This window comes from Arcobacter sp. LA11, from assembly GCF_001895145.1.
Lineage (GTDB): Bacteria > Campylobacterota > Campylobacteria > Campylobacterales > Arcobacteraceae > Halarcobacter.
In genome coordinates, this window is sequence record NZ_BDIR01000014.1 from 19,261 (window position 1) to 37,053 (window position 17,793).

At 28.8% G+C, this 17,793-nt stretch carries 19 protein-coding genes; 14 read left to right on the top strand and 5 right to left on the bottom strand.

Features of this window, described 5'->3' with window-relative positions; all coding sequences use genetic code 11:
* Window positions 1-13: 13 nt before the first annotated feature.
* On the bottom strand, window positions 14-508 hold the full coding sequence (locus tag BT997_RS12990) for a Panacea domain-containing protein (protein ID WP_143145204.1): 495 nt from the start codon (window positions 506-508) through the stop codon (window positions 14-16).
* Between the two features lie 109 nt (window positions 509-617).
* Between BT997_RS12990 and BT997_RS12995 the strand changes: the two genes are divergently transcribed.
* The 3 genes from BT997_RS12995 (at window position 618) to BT997_RS13005 (ending at window position 2,294) form a co-directional block, all read left to right on the top strand.
* Window positions 618-977 (top strand): VOC family protein, encoded by a 360-nt coding sequence (locus tag BT997_RS12995; protein ID WP_072682374.1) that lies wholly within the window; start codon window positions 618-620, stop codon window positions 975-977.
* 65 nt (window positions 978-1,042) lie between these two features.
* A complete protein-coding gene (locus BT997_RS13000; RefSeq protein WP_072682375.1) occupies window positions 1,043-1,342 on the top strand; it encodes a metal/formaldehyde-sensitive transcriptional repressor in 300 nt (99 codons plus the stop codon).
* A 1-nt stretch (window position 1,343) separates the two neighbouring features.
* Complete coding sequence (locus BT997_RS13005; RefSeq protein ID WP_072682376.1) at window positions 1,344-2,294, top strand: cation diffusion facilitator family transporter; 951 nt, start codon at window positions 1,344-1,346, stop codon at window positions 2,292-2,294.
* A 42-nt stretch (window positions 2,295-2,336) separates the two neighbouring features.
* On the opposite strand, the gene BT997_RS13010 is transcribed toward BT997_RS13005, so the two are convergent.
* The 4 genes from BT997_RS13010 to BT997_RS13025 all read right to left on the bottom strand — a co-directional run bounded on the left by BT997_RS13010 (window position 2,337) and on the right by BT997_RS13025 (window position 6,585).
* Complete coding sequence (locus tag BT997_RS13010) at window positions 2,337-2,942, bottom strand: GPR1/FUN34/YaaH family transporter (protein WP_072682377.1); 606 nt, start codon at window positions 2,940-2,942, stop codon at window positions 2,337-2,339.
* A gap of 254 nt (window positions 2,943-3,196) precedes the next feature.
* On the bottom strand, window positions 3,197-3,862 hold the full coding sequence (locus tag BT997_RS13015) for a response regulator (RefSeq protein ID WP_072682378.1): 666 nt from the start codon (window positions 3,860-3,862) through the stop codon (window positions 3,197-3,199).
* Window positions 3,855-5,447, bottom strand: coding sequence for a sensor histidine kinase (locus tag BT997_RS13020; protein WP_072682379.1), 1,593 nt, complete (start codon window positions 5,445-5,447; stop codon window positions 3,855-3,857). Before BT997_RS13020 ends, BT997_RS13015 begins: the two co-directional genes overlap by 8 nt.
* Complete coding sequence (locus BT997_RS13025) at window positions 5,437-6,585, bottom strand: ABC transporter substrate-binding protein (RefSeq protein WP_072682380.1); 1,149 nt, start codon at window positions 6,583-6,585, stop codon at window positions 5,437-5,439. The genes BT997_RS13020 and BT997_RS13025 overlap by 11 nt, the downstream gene beginning before the upstream one ends.
* Window positions 6,586-6,749: 164 nt before the next feature.
* Here BT997_RS13025 and BT997_RS13030 point away from each other — a divergent pair, with 164 nt between their 5' ends.
* The 11 genes from BT997_RS13030 (at window position 6,750) to BT997_RS13085 (ending at window position 17,787) form a co-directional block, all read left to right on the top strand.
* Entirely contained in the window at window positions 6,750-8,453 is a 1,704-nt protein-coding gene (locus BT997_RS13030) for a 4Fe-4S binding protein (protein ID WP_072682381.1), read from the top strand.
* Window positions 8,453-9,217 carry a molecular chaperone gene (locus BT997_RS13035; protein ID WP_072682382.1) on the top strand — a complete coding sequence of 255 codons (765 nt, stop codon included), beginning with the start codon at window positions 8,453-8,455 and terminating at the stop codon, window positions 9,215-9,217. The genes BT997_RS13030 and BT997_RS13035 overlap by 1 nt, the downstream gene beginning before the upstream one ends.
* A 92-nt stretch (window positions 9,218-9,309) precedes the next feature.
* Entirely contained in the window at window positions 9,310-9,516 is a 207-nt protein-coding gene (locus BT997_RS13040; protein WP_072682383.1) for a Tat pathway signal protein, read from the top strand.
* A gap of 18 nt (window positions 9,517-9,534) precedes the next feature.
* Window positions 9,535-12,366, top strand: a complete 2,832-nt coding sequence (locus tag BT997_RS13050; RefSeq protein ID WP_258239491.1) for a formate dehydrogenase subunit alpha — start codon at window positions 9,535-9,537, stop codon at window positions 12,364-12,366.
* A 10-nt stretch (window positions 12,367-12,376) separates the two neighbouring features.
* Window positions 12,377-12,988: a formate dehydrogenase FDH3 subunit beta gene (gene fdh3B, locus BT997_RS13055; RefSeq protein WP_072682386.1), complete on the top strand. Its 612-nt coding sequence runs from the start codon at window positions 12,377-12,379 to the stop codon at window positions 12,986-12,988.
* A gap of 8 nt (window positions 12,989-12,996) precedes the next feature.
* A complete protein-coding gene (locus BT997_RS13060) occupies window positions 12,997-13,896 on the top strand; it encodes a formate dehydrogenase subunit gamma (protein ID WP_072682387.1) in 900 nt (299 codons plus the stop codon).
* A gap of 104 nt (window positions 13,897-14,000) precedes the next feature.
* On the top strand, window positions 14,001-14,789 hold the full coding sequence (gene fdhD / locus BT997_RS13065) for a formate dehydrogenase accessory sulfurtransferase FdhD (RefSeq protein ID WP_072682388.1): 789 nt from the start codon (window positions 14,001-14,003) through the stop codon (window positions 14,787-14,789).
* Window positions 14,790-14,793: 4 nt separating this feature from the next.
* Window positions 14,794-15,213 (top strand): ModE family transcriptional regulator, encoded by a 420-nt coding sequence (locus BT997_RS13070; protein ID WP_072682389.1) that lies wholly within the window; start codon window positions 14,794-14,796, stop codon window positions 15,211-15,213.
* Window positions 15,197-15,583, top strand: coding sequence for a winged helix-turn-helix domain-containing protein (locus BT997_RS13075; protein WP_072682390.1), 387 nt, complete (start codon window positions 15,197-15,199; stop codon window positions 15,581-15,583). The genes BT997_RS13070 and BT997_RS13075 overlap by 17 nt, the downstream gene beginning before the upstream one ends.
* Window positions 15,576-16,550, top strand: coding sequence for a cysteine desulfurase (locus BT997_RS13080; RefSeq protein ID WP_072682391.1), 975 nt, complete (start codon window positions 15,576-15,578; stop codon window positions 16,548-16,550). Before BT997_RS13075 ends, BT997_RS13080 begins: the two co-directional genes overlap by 8 nt.
* Window positions 16,543-17,787: a molybdopterin molybdotransferase MoeA gene (locus tag BT997_RS13085; RefSeq protein ID WP_072682392.1), complete on the top strand. Its 1,245-nt coding sequence runs from the start codon at window positions 16,543-16,545 to the stop codon at window positions 17,785-17,787. Before BT997_RS13080 ends, BT997_RS13085 begins: the two co-directional genes overlap by 8 nt.
* The last annotated feature ends 6 nt before the right edge of the window (window positions 17,788-17,793 follow it).

Sequence of the window (17,793 nt, forward strand, 5' to 3'; positions counted from 1 at the left end):
AAAAAGGAGAAAACTATATTATAGTTTCTCCAATTTGTGTTTGTCTAACTTTATCTATTTGAAAACATGCATTTGCAATTTTTCTAGCAGTTTCATCTTTATATTTTGTGATTATTTTATTAATAGTTTTTAATTCTTCTTTATCAAATAAAGTTTCGTCGAACTCTTCATCCATTTTGATAAATTGTAATTCTATAAATTTATCTTTTGTAATAACTTCAATATCAATATAATCTAATATCTCTTGTATTAAGAACAGTCTTTCGTCTTCTTCATCTAAATCTTCTTGATTGGCAATGATATCAAAAAGCTCTGATAATACTCTTGGCTCAGGGTTTCTTTTATCTTTTATATACTCTTCTCCAAATATTGTATCTTCACAATTTTCAAGATGATTAAAATCCATTAAAAATAGTAATATAGATAGTTTTCTATCATTTAGATGTAAAACATTTTCATTTAGCATATATAGTATAACGTTAGCAACTTTTGTAATATCAAATTTCAAAGAAAGTCCTTATATTTAATTAATTTTGAATCATATTTAAATCTTGGTTAAGTGTTGATTATAAAAGAACTTTGGTTATCATTTGATATAAAATTTAATAGGATTTATTATGAATAACCATGAAAAAATAAATTATTTGGAATTGCCTTCAAAAGATATAGCTAAAACAAAAGAATTTTTTACAAAAGTTTTTGATTGGGCTTTTGAAGATTTTGGTGATGAGTATACCGCTTTTAATGATGGAACAATAAATGGAGGTTTTTTTAAATCTACACTAAACTGTTCTATGCAAAATGGAAGTGCTTTGATTGTTTTTTATAGCGCAAATTTAGAAGAAACACAAAGTAAAATAGAAAAGGGTGGTGGAAAGATTATAAATGAAATTTTTTCTTTTCCTGGAGGTAGAAGGTTTCATTTTTCAGATCCAAATGGAAATGAATACGCAGTTTGGTCTGAATTAGGTATTTAAATTGTAAGTTTAAATTAATTCTTTTTATTATACTATACCCCCCTATAGTATAAAAAAGGATTAAAATGGCATATTGTTGTGATGTAGAAAGAAAAAAACTTACAAATAGAGTAGCTAGAATATCTGGACAGATTAAATCTATTGAGAATAAATTAAAAGATGAAAAATATAATTTAGAAGAAGACCCTTATGAAATGGTTCGACAATTAACAGCTGTTAAAGGTGCTGTAAATGGGATGATTACTTCATATATTGAGCATTTTGCAAAAGGACATTTTATTGAAAAGGTTCAATCGGGTGATTCTATACAAGCTCAAGCAGAAGTAGAAAACTTTTTAGAGATTATAAAAGTCTTTGGAAAATAGTATGCATAGTTGCGATATTGGGTTAAATTCTCATAAACCAAAAATAAAAGAAAAGCATAAACATAATCATTCTGATAAACATAGTCATGAACATCATCATGATCATAGAACACAGGATAAAAAAGTGCTTAAAATTGCATTGGTTATTACTTTTATAACGATGATAGCGGAGTTTGTATTTGGTTTTTTATCAAATTCTTTAGCTTTAATTTCAGATGCAATTCATATGTTTACGCACTCTTTTGCTCTAATAATCTCACTTATTGCGATTATAATTGCAAGTAAAAAAGCACCAATAGAAAAAACCTTTGGGTATTATCGTATTGAAGTATTAGCTGCTTTTGTAAATGGTATTACCATTATTCTTTCAATAGTGTGGATAGTTTATGAAGCCCTTGAGAGATATTTTAATCCTTCAGAAATTGATTTAAAAACAGCAGGAATAGTTGCTATTATTGGTTTAATTGTAAATATTGTTACTGGTGTTATTTTGATGCAAGGTGATAAAGAGAATATTAATCTAAAATCAGCTTTTATTCATATGTTATCTGATGCTTTATCTTCGATAGCCATAATAATAGGATATATCGTTATTTACTATACTTCTTGGTATTTCATTGATATTTTATTAGCAATTCTTGTTGCAATAGTTATTGGAAAGTGGGCATATCAAGTTTTAAAAGATTCTACAAATACTTTAATGGAAAGCTCACCTTTAGATATAAATGAAGTTAAAAGTTTTATACAATCAAGAAATGAGAAAATAGTAGATATCCATGATATACATATTTGGGAAATAACACAAGATATGTACAATATGACAGCTCATATTTTAATAAATAAAGATGATATAGAAGAGTATGAAAATATCTTACATGAAATAAATCATTCTTTAGAACATGAATATTCTATTGTTCATACTACTTTACAATTAGAGTTTCAAAGAAAGTAAATAAAAAGGCGAATTTTATATTTCGCCTTTTATATAAATGAATTAGTTTTTTACAATTCCTAAAGGAAATACTTCTTTATAATATAATTCATTTAAAACTTGTGCTAATCCTGTATAAATAGCTATAAGTCCACAAATAATACCTTCATATCCGGCAATTTGAGTGAAGATAGGATTTCCTGTAAAGTCTCCAAGGGCTAAGAGAAAAAATAAAACAGTTAATGAACCAAATACAAATTGTAATGCTTTACTTATTCTAAAAGTTCCAATAAAAAGCATTAATGTAAACAATCCCCAAATTGTAAGATAAAATCCCATAGCAATTTGTGATGGATGTTCAATTACTCCCATTTTAGGCAATATAATTAATGTTACAAGAGTAAGCCAAAAAACTCCATATGCTGTAAATGCCGTTGTTCCAAAGGTATTATTTTTCTTAAATTCCATTAGTCCAGCTAAGATTTGTCCAAATCCTCCAAAAAATATACCCATTCCTAAAATCATACTATCAAGTTCTGTAAAACCGATATTGTGGATATTTAATAATACTGTTGTCATACCAAAAGCACACAATCCAAGTGGGGCTGGGTTAGATGTTGTATCTACAATTTGCGTGTCATTAATTCTGTTGTGAATTTCTTCGTTCATGTTTCCTCTTTAGTGTTTATCATTTCGATATTAGATTCTAATATATTTATTGTTTTAAAATATTAATATTTTATTTTAATAAAATATTTTGTTGACATATGTTCCTTATAGTTACAAATAAATGAGCATATGTTCAAAATATATTTTAGAACATAAAAATTGAGTATCAAAAAGTTACATTAATATTTTTAAAGTATCAATATGAGAAGATACTACATAATATGATGTAGTATCAATTTTTTAAAGATTAAAAGTTAAATAGTTTCTAGAGAATTTTCGTTAAATTTATATGTTTTATGTGCAATTTTTGTTAAGATTTTTTTCTCTGCAAGTTCTTTAAATAGTTTTATAAGTGTAGGTTTTGAAATTGATATATCATTCATAATATCGCCATAAGATGCTATGAGATGGTCTTCTTTATCTAAGTTTCCTATTATATATTTTATAACTTCTACTTGTTTACTATCTGTTATTGCTGAAATAGTTTTTATTACATTTGAATGTTTTTGTATTTCTTGTGTTTGTATGATTGGAAGTAAAATATCATGTAAAGTATTTAATAGTTCTTTTACATTGATAGGTTTTACTATATAGTTTTCAACTTTTAATTTAATTGCATCTAATAAATATTTAGTATCTGTATGTGCAGTAGTTAGTATTGTAGGTATATTTAAATGATTTTTTTCTTTTATTGATCTTAAAAAATCAATTCCATTTTCATTTTCTAGAAGTATGTCAGAAATGATTACATCTACTTTTTCTTTTTGAAGAACTTCAAAAGCTTCTTTTGATGTATTTACTGCGTAAACATTTGACACAAAATCATCTAAGATATCTTTTGTATGTGTTAAAAGTGATTTATCATCTTCTAGATAAAGAACATTAAAGTTATTTAGTATATTTAAATTTCTATCAGCCATCAATTACCTTTTCTTCAAATGGAATATCAATTATAAAAAGTGCACCAAATTCTAAATTGATATTATCCATTTTATTGAAAACATTCTTACATTTTATTATACCGTGCATATGTTTTTCAATAATCTGCTTAGACATATACAATCCTACACCAGTTCCTGCACTTTTGTATTTTGTTGTGTAGTATGGTTCGAAAACTTGTGGAATAATATTTTTTTCAATACCTCCTCCATTGTCATAGATATTTATACGTGCCTTATTTCTATGCTTTTTAATAACAATTTTTATTAATTTATTCTCTTCTTTATTTTTTAAAGCATCTTTTGAATTGGAAATAATATTTAATATCACATGGGAAAGTTCATTATAAAAACCATATATTTCCAAATCATCAATTACTACAAGATTTAACTTTATATTCTCTTTTTCAAGTAAGTATTTTGATAATTCAATTGAATGTTCAACACAATCTTTTATTTTGAAATTTGTTTTATCTTTATTTGGACTAAAAAAGTTTTGAAAATCATCAAGTGTACTTGACATATTTTGGGATAAAAGTAAAGCATCGCTAACTTTCTGTTCTACAAAAGTATATGATAGTTTGCCAAGTTCCATTTTTGTTTGAAAAGATTGAATAATCATCATCAATGAACCTAAAGGTTGTCTCCATTGGTGGGCAATATTTTGAAGCATTTCTCCTAAACTTGCAAGTTTAGACTGCTGGAACATGATTAAATCTTTTTTTCTAGAGTTTGCAACTTCTTTTTCGATTTTAATTGCTAAGTATTCGTTTAGTTCTTGCAGTTCTTTTGTTTTTTCATTAACAGCATCTTCTAGTCCAAAATGTAATTTTCTAAAGTTATTTATAACTATAACAGAAAGTATAATAGAGAATAAAAATACAAATACTATAGAAAAGTTTAAAATCGTTGTTAATGTACTAAATACTTTTTGCGTTTCTCTTTTTTCAGTGATTGCTAGATTTAAATCATAGTTTGTAAGGTTTGTAATATAAATATTGACAGAATTGATCTCAAAATATATTCTATCAATTAAAATTATCGCTTCTTCAAATTTATCTCTTTGAAGTAGTTTTACAATTTTATTAATACTTCTATGAAGTTCTTCTATCTTTTTATTTATATTTCCTACTATGTTTTCTTGTAAAATTGTATTATTTATTTCATAATTTATACTAAAAAAATCATTTATTATTGTTGATATTATTGAGGTTTTATAAGTACTCTCAATTGTACTTTTCTTATAATCCTTCCAGTTTTTATTTATAAGTTGTTGTCCTAAAGAAAGAATATCTTTTGATTGTTCAATAGTAATATTTTGTTGTTGTATATCGTATAATGTATCATAAATATTAATTTGATAAGTATCTTTAATATTTTCTAGTTTGATAATAGGTTTTGTTCTTTTTTCAAATAAAATATCAAAATCATTTTTTAGTATGTAAATTGATATTTGTGAAAGAAGAATAATAGATATCATACCTCCTGTTATAATAGATATAAGAAAAGAAGTCTTATATGAAAAAGGTAAGTTATCAAAGTATAAAAAAATATTTTTAATTTTCATACTCTATCTCTTTAAATTTTGAATTTGTATATTCAAAAAGGTATGTTTTATTTAGTAATTGAGTGTTCTTATAATTTAATTTAATACCTTTTAAGGAATATGATGGAATATTTTTTAAAGAAGCTAAAAACTTATCTTTTGTTAACGTTCCTTCAACTCTCACTAAAGAATTAACAATTGTCTTTGCTGCAAGGAAAGACTCTAAAGAGATAAATCCTAGAGGTTCATTAGGAAAATATTTCTTCATCAAGTATTTATACTCTCGTATAACATCAATTTTTGAATCATTATAACTAGGCACTACTTGCGAAAACAAAAGGTTCTTTGTATCAAAATCTAAAAGTTTTATCATTTCATTTGCATCACTAAAAGATAGGTTACAAAATATTACATCTTTTAAAATCTTGTCTTTTTTAGCTTTTTTTATAAATAAAGCATTTGCTCTATATGCTCCTACCATTATAATTGCTTCTGGTTCTTCATCTTTTATTTCAGAAAAAGCATGTCTTATTGACAAAGTATTTCTTTTATACATACCTTCTCCATGAAGTTTTAGTTTTCTTTTCTTTAATGATTCAATTAAAGAAATATAACCTTCTTCTCCATAATTATCATTTTGATAGAAAACTGCAAACTTACTAATCTTTTTCTTTTCATTTAAATAACCAACAATTTTGTCAATTTCTTCTTTATAAGAGCTTCTAAAATTAACAAAATTTTTTTTATTTGCATTTCTTAAAAAAGATGCACCTGTAAATGGTGCTATAAAAGGAATATTTATTTCATCAAGAATTGGTAATATATTTTTTACTGTTGGAGTACCTACAAAACCAAAAAGGGCAAATAGGTTATCTCTTTGTATAAGTTTATTAATATTGTCTTCTGTAAGCTCTGGTTCATATTTATCATCTAACGAAACTAATTTTATTTTTTTATTATGAGGTAAGACTCTCGCATCATTAACATAATTGAAATAAGCATTTGCCCCTGCGTAAACGCTTGTTCCCCAAGCTTTCATAATACCAGTTTTTGGAATAGAAGCACCAAGTACTAATGTATTGTCATTAAAAACTTCATCTTTTAATTTTATGTAAGTAAGTGATAAAACGATAATCATTGCAAACAGATATTTAAACAACTAAACCCCTTAATTTAATAAATTATAGCATAATAGTTAATAATTTTTTACCAAAATGTAACACTTAAAATAAAAAAGGTAAATTAATATTAACTTTTTAAGTTTTATTAAAGTTTAATGCAAATAGAATTAGGTAAAATATTTTTTACCAAAAGGTATGTAAGATGCAAGAATTCATATATTATAATCCAAATGGAATTGATTTCCCACTTCCAGAAAAAATTGTTGTAACTGATTCTTTAATTGATAATTCTGATTTTGACTATGTTGTTTCAAATACAAAAAGCATAAGATCAGAAATTACTGCAGATGAAATTGATTTTTATATTAACTATTCAAAAGATCCATTATCTTCAAAAATTAAAAATGTAGAAAAACTATATGAAGCAAATGCAATTAGATTTGATTTAGCACAAGATATTGTTTTTAAACAAGAAATATCAAATAAAGTTTTACTTGTTTGTAATAATGAACAAAAGAAAGAAATACTTAAATCTATGGTTCCTGATGAATTTGATTTATTTCAAATTAGTGAAGAGATTATAAAAGAAATAAACGGACATATTGGAAATTTATCTATTCTTGTTGATGATGAAGGAAAAGATGTTGAACTAAAAGTTGATCAAATTATTTGGTTTGATGAAAAAGATTTAGGTATGAAACAAAGCGGTTGTTTTGACCCTTTAAAAACTTCAATTGATGATGTCCTTGCAAATATTAGAACAAATATTACAAATTATGAATATAAAAAATTTACTACATATGATAAAACAATCTGTCAATACCATGAAAGAAGAGAAGAAATTTGTGGAAAATGTGCAGAAGTTTGTCCTACTGTTGCTATTGTTAAAGATGATGAGCAAAAACATTTAGAATTTTCTCAAATTGATTGTCATGGTTGTGGTGGATGTATATCAGTTTGTCCTTCAGGTGCAATTGAATACGCTCCTTCAAGTAGAGAGTCAATTTCTGAAATGAGTAGATTTTATGAAGGACAAATTCCTTTAGTAATTCCAGAGAAAATGAATATAGGTTCTTTAGCTGTAAAATTAAAAGAAAATATTTTACCTTTTAAAATTGAAGGGGAAAAGTTTTTACATGAAGCTACATTGTTAACATTATTACAAGAATCAGGTTCTCAAGTAATCTTCTATACAGATTTTTTATCAAAAGGGACAAGAGATTCTATATCAATCTTAAATCAAATCTATCAAGCAAAGTATCAAAAAGATGCAATTTTATTAGCAATGACAAAAGAAGAATTAGTAAATGCAATAGAAGAAGTTGATTTTGTTGAGAATTCTAAATACAAATTAAATGATATGGAAATGAGAAAGAGGGAAATTTTTGCAATTAGATTATCTAATATTGTTGGAGAAGATGATTTAGGTGTTGTAACAACTGGTGAACATGTACATTATGGACATGTAAAAGTAAATGAATCTACATGTACTTTATGTCTATCTTGTGTAGGGGCCTGTAATGTAAATGCACTTATTGCAGATACAAGTGATAATACTTTAAGACTAAATGCTTCTTTATGTACTTCATGTGGATATTGTGAAGTTTCATGTCCTGAAGGTAATTGTTTAACAATAGAACAAGATGTTATTAAATTAACTCCAGCTTGGTTTAAAGAAGAAATTTTAGCAAAAGATGAATTATTTCCATGTGTTGAATGTGGAAAAGAGTTTGCAACGACAAAAGCTATTGAAAAAATAGCAGCTGTAATGGGACCTATATTTAAAGCTGATCCAGTAAAAGAGAGAACTTTATATTGTTGTGAAGATTGTAAACCAAAAATCATGATGAAAAGTTATATGGCAAATCCAGAAGGATATAACAACAAAGAAGGAGTAAGTTTATAATGAATGATGTAAAAATAAATAAAGCAAGAGCTTTATACTACGGACTTTTTTCAAGATTCTTTGTCTTTACTACAGATAACAAAAGATACCTAGAATTAATAAGTTTAATAGATACTTTAAAAGAAAATCCATTAGATGCAACAACTGCTGAAGCTTTTGAAAATATAAGAAAAGTTCTAAAAAGCGATTCGAATATTACTTTTATGAATGAATTTGATGACATTTTTCATTCTCCTGAAACTATGACTGTTAGAACTACAGCTTCATATTATGATGAAAATATTGAAAGTGGTAAAAAAAGAGTTGAGATGCAAAATTTCTTAGCAAAAACTAGAATTAGAAGAGATGAGAAAAAATATTCTGATTATGAAGACCATATTGGTTTTATATTTACTGTTATGAGTGAACTTTGTGAGTTAGCAGCAGATGGCGAAGAACAATATATAAATACTGCTCATTGTATTTTTGAACAGATATTAAATGAGTTTGTAAATGATTTTTCTAAAGAAATATATGAACATGAATCAGCAAATATTTTTAAAGATGTAATAGTTATTTTAAAGGCATTTATGGAATTTGAAAGAATTTACTTAGAAGTATCTATTCCTTTAACTAAGCAACGAGTTGTTAAACAAACTCAAACTGAAGAGATTTCAGAAGAAGAAAAAGAGAGAAGAGCTAGAAATAGGGCATTAAGAGCAAGTGGACCTAAAAAAGAAGAAAAAGATGTATTTGTTACTTTCGATGTAGAGGATGATATTTAATATCATCTTCTTTTTTGAAATATAAGTAAGACAAAATTGTTTGTTTTATTTATGTCTCAAATTATGGGGCAAATACAAAATAAGGAGCAACTATGCAAGAGAGTAGAAGAGATTTTGCCAAAAAAACTGCGTTAGTTGTAGGTGCCACGGCTGTGGGTGCCACTGCTTTAGCTGCTGCTAATAGCGAGGCTTCTTATGAAGCTAATTCAAATGGTGTTGTTGTAGGGAACTCTCCTAAAAAAGAAGTTCTATACAAAAAAACTAAAGCTTGGGAAGATTTTTACAAACAAGCTTTATAAAAAAGTAAGGAGTAGCGTATGTCGGTTAGTACATATGATGCGCTTAAAGCAAAAGTTGGTAGACGGTCGTTTTTAAAAATGGCTGCTATTGCTACTGCTGTAGGTGCAACTAGTGCTTTTGCGAATGATAGCGTAACTAGAGCTGCAACGGAAGAGGAAGTTAAAAATCCTTTCCCTGGTTCAACTAAAGTTAAAACTATCTGTACTGCATGTTCAGTTGGATGTGGTATTATCGCCGAAGTACAAAATGGTGTGTGGGTAAGACAAGAAGTTGCACAAGATCATCCAATTTCGCTTGGTGGTCATTGTTGTAAAGGTGCCGATATGATTGATATGGTTAGGTCTGAAGTTAGACTTAAACATCCAATGGTAAAAGAAGGTGGAAAATGGAAGAGATTATCTTGGGATGATGCATTAGACAGAATCGCAAATAAATTAAAATCTTCACACGAAACAGCAGGACCAGATTCAGCAATGTTCTTAGGGTCTGCAAAATTAAGTACAGAGCAAGCTTACTATTTTAGAAAGTTTGCAGCAATGTATGGAACAAATAATATAGATCATCAAGCTAGAATTTGACATAGTGCTACAGTCGCCGGGGTGGCGAATACATGGGGTTACGGTGCTATGACAAACTCACTTGGAGATATCCAAAATGCGAAAGCAATTATTATTTTTGGAGCAAATCCTGCGGTTAATCACCCAGTTGGATTTCAACATTTCCTAAAGGCTAAGGAACAAAACAATGCAAAGATCATTGTTGTTGATCCTGTATTTACTAAAACTGCTGCAAAAGCAGATCATTTTTGTAGAGTGAGACCTGGAACAGATATTCCATTTATGTATGGAATGTTACATCTTATTTTTAAAAATGGTTGGCATGATAAGAAATTTATCAGCGACAGAGTTTATGGTATGGATGATGTAATGGAAGAAGCTAAAAAGTGGACTCCAGAAAAAGTTGAAGATGTTACAGGTGTTCCTGCTGACCAACTGATTCAAATTACAAGATTATATGCAAAATCTACTCCTGGTACATTAATTTGGGCTATGGGTTTAACACAACATACAATTGGGTCTTCTAATACTAGACTTGCTCCAATCGTTCAACTTGCTCTTGGTAACATGGGTATTGAAGGTGGTGGAACAAATATTCTTAGAGGTCACGATAATGTTCAAGGTGCTACTGATATGTGTTGTTTATCACACACATTACCTGGGTACTATGGGTTAAGTGATGGTTCATGGAAGTACTTCGCAAAATCTTGGGGTGTTGATTATGAATGGTTAAAAGGAAGATTTAAAACAAAAGATTGGATGAATAAAAAAGGATTCACACTATCTAGATGGTGGGCTGGTGTATTAAACGGTAAAAATGGTAATGATAAAATCCATAATGCTGGTACTGGTTTAAAAAATCTTTTTGTAATGGGTAATGGTATTACTTCAATTGCACAGCAAGCAAAAGTTAAAGAAGGGTTAGACAACTTAGACATGATTGTTCTTTGTGATCCTTTTGTAAATGAAGCTGCTATTTTAACTGATAAACAAGATGATGTATTTATTTTACCTTCTGCTACTCAGTTTGAAACATCTGGTTCAGTTACTGCTACTAATAGATCTGCACAATGGAGATCAAAAGTTGTAGAGCCAATGTATGAGTCTAAAACAGACCAAGACATTATGTTTGAATTAGCAAAAAGACTAGATTTCTTTGATCAATATACTCAAGGAATGAAAGTAAAAGAAAATAAAAAAGATTTTACATGGCCTGAAGATGCTACTGATGAAATTGCAAGAATTATTAAGACTATTGGTCTTACTGGATGGACTGCAAAGAGAATTAAAAAGCATACAGAAAACTGGCATATGTTTGATCAAATTTCTGGACGTGGATACGGTGAAATGAAAGGTGAATATTATGGTTTACCTTGGCCTGTATGGACAGAAAATCATGGTGGAAGTCCTTTACTATATAACATTAATAGAAGTGTTAAAGATGGTGGTATGGGATTCAGAAATAGATTTGGACTAGAGCATGATGGTCATGACTTATTAGCTGGAACTGGTTCTGCACCAAAGAATTCTTCAAATAAAGATGGTTATCCAGAGATTACAAGAGACAATATTGAAAAAGTTCTTGGAATTACGTTAACTGCTGATGAGAAGAAAAAAATAGGTAAAAACTGGAAAGTTGATACTTCTAATATTATTGCAGAGAAATGTATGGAAAGAGGAATTGCTCCATATGGTAATGCAAAAGCTAGAGCAAAAGTATGGACATTCCCTGATGCAATACCTATTCACAGAGAGCCATTACACTCTCCAAGACAAGATTTAGTTAAAAAATATCCTAACTATGCGGATAAAGGGAATCATTATAGAGTTGATACTCAATATATAACTAAACAAAATGAGAAAGATTGGTCAAAAGAGTTCCCTGTTAACTTAGTTACAGGAAGACTTGTAAATATGAATGGTGCTGGTATGGAAAATAGAGCAAGTAAATATCTTGCTGCATTAACTCCAGAGATGTTTTGTGATATTAATCCAGACCTTGCAGGAAGACATGGTATTAGAGATGGTGCTATGATGTGGATTCACTCTCCTGAAGGAACTAAGATTAAAGTTAAAGCAAAATACTCTCATAGTGTTAGTGAAGATAGAATCTTTATGCCATTTCACTTCGCAGGTGTTTTCCAGGGTGAAGATTTATCGCACAAATATCCAAAAGGTACTAAACCTTATGCAATTGGTGAAAGTGCTAATACAGTTACAAATTACGGTTACGACATCATCACTCAGATTCCTGAGACTAAAGGTGGATTATGTCGAATCGAACTTGCGTAAGGAGTGCTAGATGAGTAGTAGTGAAAATGCTAGATTAAAATTTTACTGTGACGAACATAGATGTATTCAATGTGATGGATGTTCAGTTGCTTGTGCCGAAGCGCACGAATTACCAGCAGGCATTAATAGAAGAAAAGTAATTACTATGAATGAAGGTATTCAAGACCTTGAATATTCATTGTCAATTGCTTGTATGCATTGTAACGATGCACCTTGTGAGCAGGTTTGTCCAGTAGATTGTTTCTATATCAGAGAAGATGGAATTGTTCTTCATGATAAAGATAAGTGTATTGGTTGTGCGTATTGTTTATATGCTTGTCCTTTTGGAGCACCACAATTTCCACAAACTGGAGCTTTTGGTTCAAAAGGTGCAATGGATAAATGTACAATGTGTGCTGGTGGACCTCTTGAAACAAATAGTGCTCATGAAAGAGAACTATATGGTCAAAATAGAATATCTGAAGGTAAAGTTCCTGTTTGTGCAGCAATGTGTTCAACAAAAGCTTTACTTGTAGGTGATGCGACAGAAGTTGCAGCAATCTATAGAGAAAGAGTTCTATCAGTAGGTCACGGTGTTAAAACTCAACCATATGGTTGGAGCACAGCGTACGGATCTAAATAGGTATGAATATGAAAAGCAAATATATTATTCTTGCTTTAGTAGCATTATCAACATTAGCCTTTGGTGCTAATGCTGATAGTGCAATCTATGGTAAAGATTTAATTCCAAATATTCTAGGTTATGATCAAAAAGGTTCTTTACATTTAGGATACTACTTTACGCTTATGCAAAGTACTTACTTTAAACCTTTGTTTTTAGGAGTATTAATAGGTGTACCAGCAGCTTTTCTAATTCATTATCTTGTAATTGGACCAATGGTTTTTTCTCATGATAGAAAAAAAATATATGTTTTTACATTGTTCAATAGAATAGTACACGCAATTGCAGCTATCGCATTTATATTACTTATCCCAACTGGGTTAATAATAATGTTTGGTAGTACTTTTGGTGGTGGTACTTTTGTTACAGCTTGTAGAGAAATTCATGCAATCTCAACACTTTTATTTATTATTAGTGTATTTCCAATGTTCTTTATGTGGGCAAGATGGATGTTCCTTCATTGGGATGATATCAAATGGTTAATGATTGTTGGTGGATATTTAAATAAAGATAAAAAACCAGTTCCTGCAGGTAAGTTTAATGCAGGTCAAAAAACTTGGTTTTGGTTAGCCACTTTAGGTGGTGTAGTGATGATTCTTACTGGTGCAGCTATGTATTTTCAGGATTTTAGACTTGAAATTTTAGCTTCAAATGGTATTTCTCAAATTGATTTCTTAAGAGCAAGTGCACTTATACATAATGCTTTAGGTTTAGGTGTTACAGCGTTATTCTTTGTTCATTTGTATATGTCAATTTTTGCAATTAAAGGTGCAATTCACTCAATTATAACTGGATATAAAGAAGAAGAGGAAGTTGAAATTCTTCATAGTTCTTATTATAAAAAGTTAAAAGAGAAAAAAGAAATATAAAAACTAGTCCCTTTTGGGGACTGTTTTTTTTGATATTAAATATGCTGATTTTGCATAGTTTAAAATATTAAAATATGCAAAAAATGCATATTAAGAGGAAAAATATGGATAATTCAAAATATCTGAAAAAAATCATCATTGATAAAGTAGCTGGTGATGAAGTAATTGAAGTAGAGGATGTAACAATTGAAGAGGCAAGACTGAATGTCTTTTTAAATGGTAACAAGGCTATTTCAATGATGTGTATTCCACTTGACCAAGAAGCTCACGCCATTGGTTTCTTGATGAGTGAAAACATAATTTCTTCAGTAGATGATATTGAAGAAATAACATTAAGTGAAAATGGACTAAGAGTTGATATTAAAGCAGCAGTTGATGCCAGCTCTTTAGATAATTTATACAAGGAAAAAACACTTGTAAGTGGTTGTGGTGGTGGAGTTACTGGAAATATTGCAGGTTCAGTAGAAGTCCCATTTAACCAAACAAATTTTGTAGTTGCCCCAGAGATTATTAGTAGAGAAGTAAAAATATTTTATCGTGATAGCGAATTATATATGTTAACTGGATGTGTTCATAAAGCAATGTTATATTTAGAAGATGGAAGTACTGTTACATCTGAAGATATAGGAAGACATAACGCAATTGATAAAGTTGTTGGAAAATGTAAATTAAAAGGTATAGATACAACAAAGTCTGTACTTTTTGTATCTGGACGATTAAGCTCAGAGATGGTTGTAAAAGCAGTTATGCATAAAATTCCAATAGTTGTATCAAGAACAGCACCAACTCACCTAGGTGTTAAAACAGCCCATACTCATGGTATTACACTAATTGGTTTTGCAAGAGGTAAAAAGATGAATGTTTATACTCATTCAGGAAGAGTAATAAGATAAATTTATGGCCAAGTTAAATAAAGATATACAATTGGATGAGACTCAAAAAGAGCTTATTTTGACAAACTTAGATGATGATGGAAAATTATCTTGTTTAAAAGCTTTTAAAGTTGCTCATCTTATTGGTATCAAATCTACTGATATGATAGATGCTTGTGAAAGTATAGGGATTAAAATATCAAATTGTGAACTTGGCTTTTTTGACAAAATTAAATTTGAAAATGCCAAAACAGCTGTTTATAACAAAATATCTCAAAATTTTACACAGAATAAAGATATTTCGTGTAAAACGCTTTGGTATATATCAAAACAATCAAGTTTTAGACAAGTAGGAAATAGTATTAAACATAGCGATATTGAAACAATTCGTTGTCAACTTGGTTGTTTTCATAAAAGAAAGGAACACGATGAAATCAAAAATTAAAGTATGGATTGAAGATAGTGAAGAAAATCTAGTCTTTGGTGGGGGAAAAACTCAAATACTTGAGCTTATTGATGAAACGGGTTCTATTTCAGAAGCCTCGAAAAGAGCTGGAATGAATTATAAAAAAGCATGGAGTCATATAAAAATACTTCAAGAGTATATAGATGATGAACTTGTAATAGTAAATAAAGGAAGAAACTCTGGAGGTACAACACTTACTCCTAAAGCAAAAGAATTAGTGGAGAAGTTTAAAACCTTTAGATATGAAGTTAAAGAGTTTTCAGAAAATAGATTCAATGAAATATTTATAAAAAATGAAAAAATGATTCAGTGTTCAAAAGAACATACAAAAGAGAGCATAGATGTATAAGTTAAATTTTTTACAGTATCCAGAAGTTAATACTATACAAATAGATAGTAGTAAGGCACTAGAGGCATTAAAAGATAATACTAATGTAGAAACTTTTATAAAAAAATTTAGATTGACATTTGGATTTAAGTCATTAAATACTTTTTCTTTTTCAAAAGATGGCTTTTTATCAATGATGTTAAGTTTAAAAGGAAAAATATTAGTGAGCTCTGGTGAAAGCCAGGCAATTATTGATGCTGCGAATGCATATAAACAATTAGGTTTTGATATTGAATTTATATCTTTAAAAAAAGATGGACATATAAATTATGAAGAGATAAAAAGATGTGATTATATTTTTATCTCTTCATACATTATGGATACGTATGTAAAAGTAGATTTAGAAAAAGTAAAAGAGTTGTCAGATGGAAAGATTATCTCAAATATTAGTTCTTCTTTTGACGTAAAGTATTGTGATATTGCATTATTAGAATCATTTAAATTAACTGGTTTTTCTTTTTCTTCTATTATTTTGCATAATGAAGTTTTTGAAGAACAATATCTTGGTTCAATTGATACTATTGCAGTTTATGAAATATCAAATGCAGTTGATAGTTTTAGAGGAATCTCTGAATATAAAAATGAATTTAAATCATGTATAGACAAAGAGATTGGAGATGATATCTATTACTTTGTTAATCCTAATGATACTTTACCTTATACACTTCATTTTGGACTAAAAGGAATAAAAGCTAGAGAGATTATTAGGACGCTTTCTTTAGGTGATATTTACGTAACAAATGGAGAAGGTTGTTCTTTAGGATTATCAAAACCTTCGCGAGTTTTACAAGAGATGGGATATGAAGAAATAGAATCTAGATGGGCTTTGAGTTTGAGTTTTTCCAAAGAGTTAAATAGTGAAGATATATTGTTTTTAGCAAAAACAATAGCAAAAAAATATAGACAAGTAAAGGCTTTAAATGGTTAAAACATTCTTAGATTTTGATAAGGCAGTTAGTAAATCTCTTGAAGTAGCAGAGGTAACTACTTTAACTGAAATAGTAAATATAGAAAAAAGTTTAAATCGAGTAATTTCGCAAGATATTTTATGTGTAAAAAATCTTCCATCATTTAATAACTCTGCAATGGATGGATTTGCAATAAAAGCAAAAGATGCAGGAAAAATATTAAAAGTTAAAACTACTATATTTGCAGGAGATAATATTGAAGCATCTCTAGAAGAAGGTGAATGTTATAAAATTATGACGGGTGCAAAAGTACCTGATGATGTAGATACTATAGTTCCTATTGAAGACATAGTTTTATATGAAAATGATGAAATAACTTTAAAAGAAGAAATAAAAAAAGGTGCGTGTCTAAGACTAAAAGGTGAAGAAACAGCTACAAATGATTTATTGTTTAAAAAAGGTGAAGTAATAAATTCTTCAAAAGTAGCAGTTTTAGCCTCTCAAGGGTTAACTATGATAAGGGTTTATAAAAAGCTTTCTATTGCAGTAGTTTCTACTGGAAATGAGTTAAAAGAACCTTGGGAAGAAGCTAATGAAGATGAAATTTATAACTGTAATTCATATGCTTTAATATCTTTACTTTCAGAAAAAGGTTTTGATGCTACATATATGGGTGTAGTTCCTGACAGTTTAGAAAAATCAGTTAAGTTTGTAAGTTCACTAAAAAACTATGATGTAATAATAACTACTGGTGGTATTTCTATGGGAGATGCAGATTTTGTTGGACAAGCCTTTATTGAAAATGGTCTTGAAATTGCATTTCATGGAGTAAATGTAAAACCTGGACGTCCGATTATGATGGGAACAATGCAAAAAAACTTAGGACAAACATTTGTTATGTGTTTACCTGGTAACCCCTTAACTGCGATGGTAAATATGCATCTATTTGCAATACCTGTGCTAAATAAAATTCAAGGTAGTAATTATATTTTTCATGATATTACAACTGTACAAAATATGCAAGAATTTAAAACAAAAACAGGCCGAGTGAATGTTGTACTTGGATCTTGTCAAAAAGGAGAATTTGAAGTAACAAGAAAAAACAAATATGGTTCAGGAATGATTACAGTGCTAGATATTAGCAATAGTATAGTTGTCACAAACGAAGGAAGAGCTGGTATAGAAGTAGGCGATAGCGTTAAGGTGATTAAATTTAATTGTTCGTATTTAAAAGAACAGACAAGTATATTTAATTAAAAAAAG

What these genes read in the sequence shown, in the direction of transcription:
- BT997_RS13020 (WP_072682379.1), bottom strand. Translation starts at nt 5,447, where the DNA reads ATGAAAATTAAAAATATTTTTTTATACTTTGATAACTTACCTTTTTCA.
- BT997_RS13015 (WP_072682378.1), bottom strand. Translation starts at nt 3,862, where the DNA reads ATGGCTGATAGAAATTTAAATATACTAAATAACTTTAATGTTCTTTAT.
- fdh3B (WP_072682386.1), top strand. Translation starts at nt 12,377, where the DNA reads ATGAGTAGTAGTGAAAATGCTAGATTAAAATTTTACTGTGACGAACAT.
- fdhD (WP_072682388.1), top strand. Translation starts at nt 14,001, where the DNA reads ATGGATAATTCAAAATATCTGAAAAAAATCATCATTGATAAAGTAGCT.
- BT997_RS13000 (WP_072682375.1), top strand. Translation starts at nt 1,043, where the DNA reads ATGGCATATTGTTGTGATGTAGAAAGAAAAAAACTTACAAATAGAGTA.
- BT997_RS13080 (WP_072682391.1), top strand. Translation starts at nt 15,576, where the DNA reads ATGTATAAGTTAAATTTTTTACAGTATCCAGAAGTTAATACTATACAA.
- BT997_RS13005 (WP_072682376.1), top strand. Translation starts at nt 1,344, where the DNA reads ATGCATAGTTGCGATATTGGGTTAAATTCTCATAAACCAAAAATAAAA.
- BT997_RS13035 (WP_072682382.1), top strand. Translation starts at nt 8,453, where the DNA reads ATGAATGATGTAAAAATAAATAAAGCAAGAGCTTTATACTACGGACTT.
- BT997_RS13010 (WP_072682377.1), bottom strand. Translation starts at nt 2,942, where the DNA reads ATGAACGAAGAAATTCACAACAGAATTAATGACACGCAAATTGTAGAT.
- BT997_RS13030 (WP_072682381.1), top strand. Translation starts at nt 6,750, where the DNA reads ATGCAAGAATTCATATATTATAATCCAAATGGAATTGATTTCCCACTT.
- BT997_RS13060 (WP_072682387.1), top strand. Translation starts at nt 12,997, where the DNA reads ATGAAAAGCAAATATATTATTCTTGCTTTAGTAGCATTATCAACATTA.
- BT997_RS13070 (WP_072682389.1), top strand. Translation starts at nt 14,794, where the DNA reads ATGGCCAAGTTAAATAAAGATATACAATTGGATGAGACTCAAAAAGAG.
- BT997_RS13040 (WP_072682383.1), top strand. Translation starts at nt 9,310, where the DNA reads ATGCAAGAGAGTAGAAGAGATTTTGCCAAAAAAACTGCGTTAGTTGTA.
- BT997_RS13085 (WP_072682392.1), top strand. Translation starts at nt 16,543, where the DNA reads ATGGTTAAAACATTCTTAGATTTTGATAAGGCAGTTAGTAAATCTCTT.
- BT997_RS13075 (WP_072682390.1), top strand. Translation starts at nt 15,197, where the DNA reads ATGAAATCAAAAATTAAAGTATGGATTGAAGATAGTGAAGAAAATCTA.
- BT997_RS12995 (WP_072682374.1), top strand. Translation starts at nt 618, where the DNA reads ATGAATAACCATGAAAAAATAAATTATTTGGAATTGCCTTCAAAAGAT.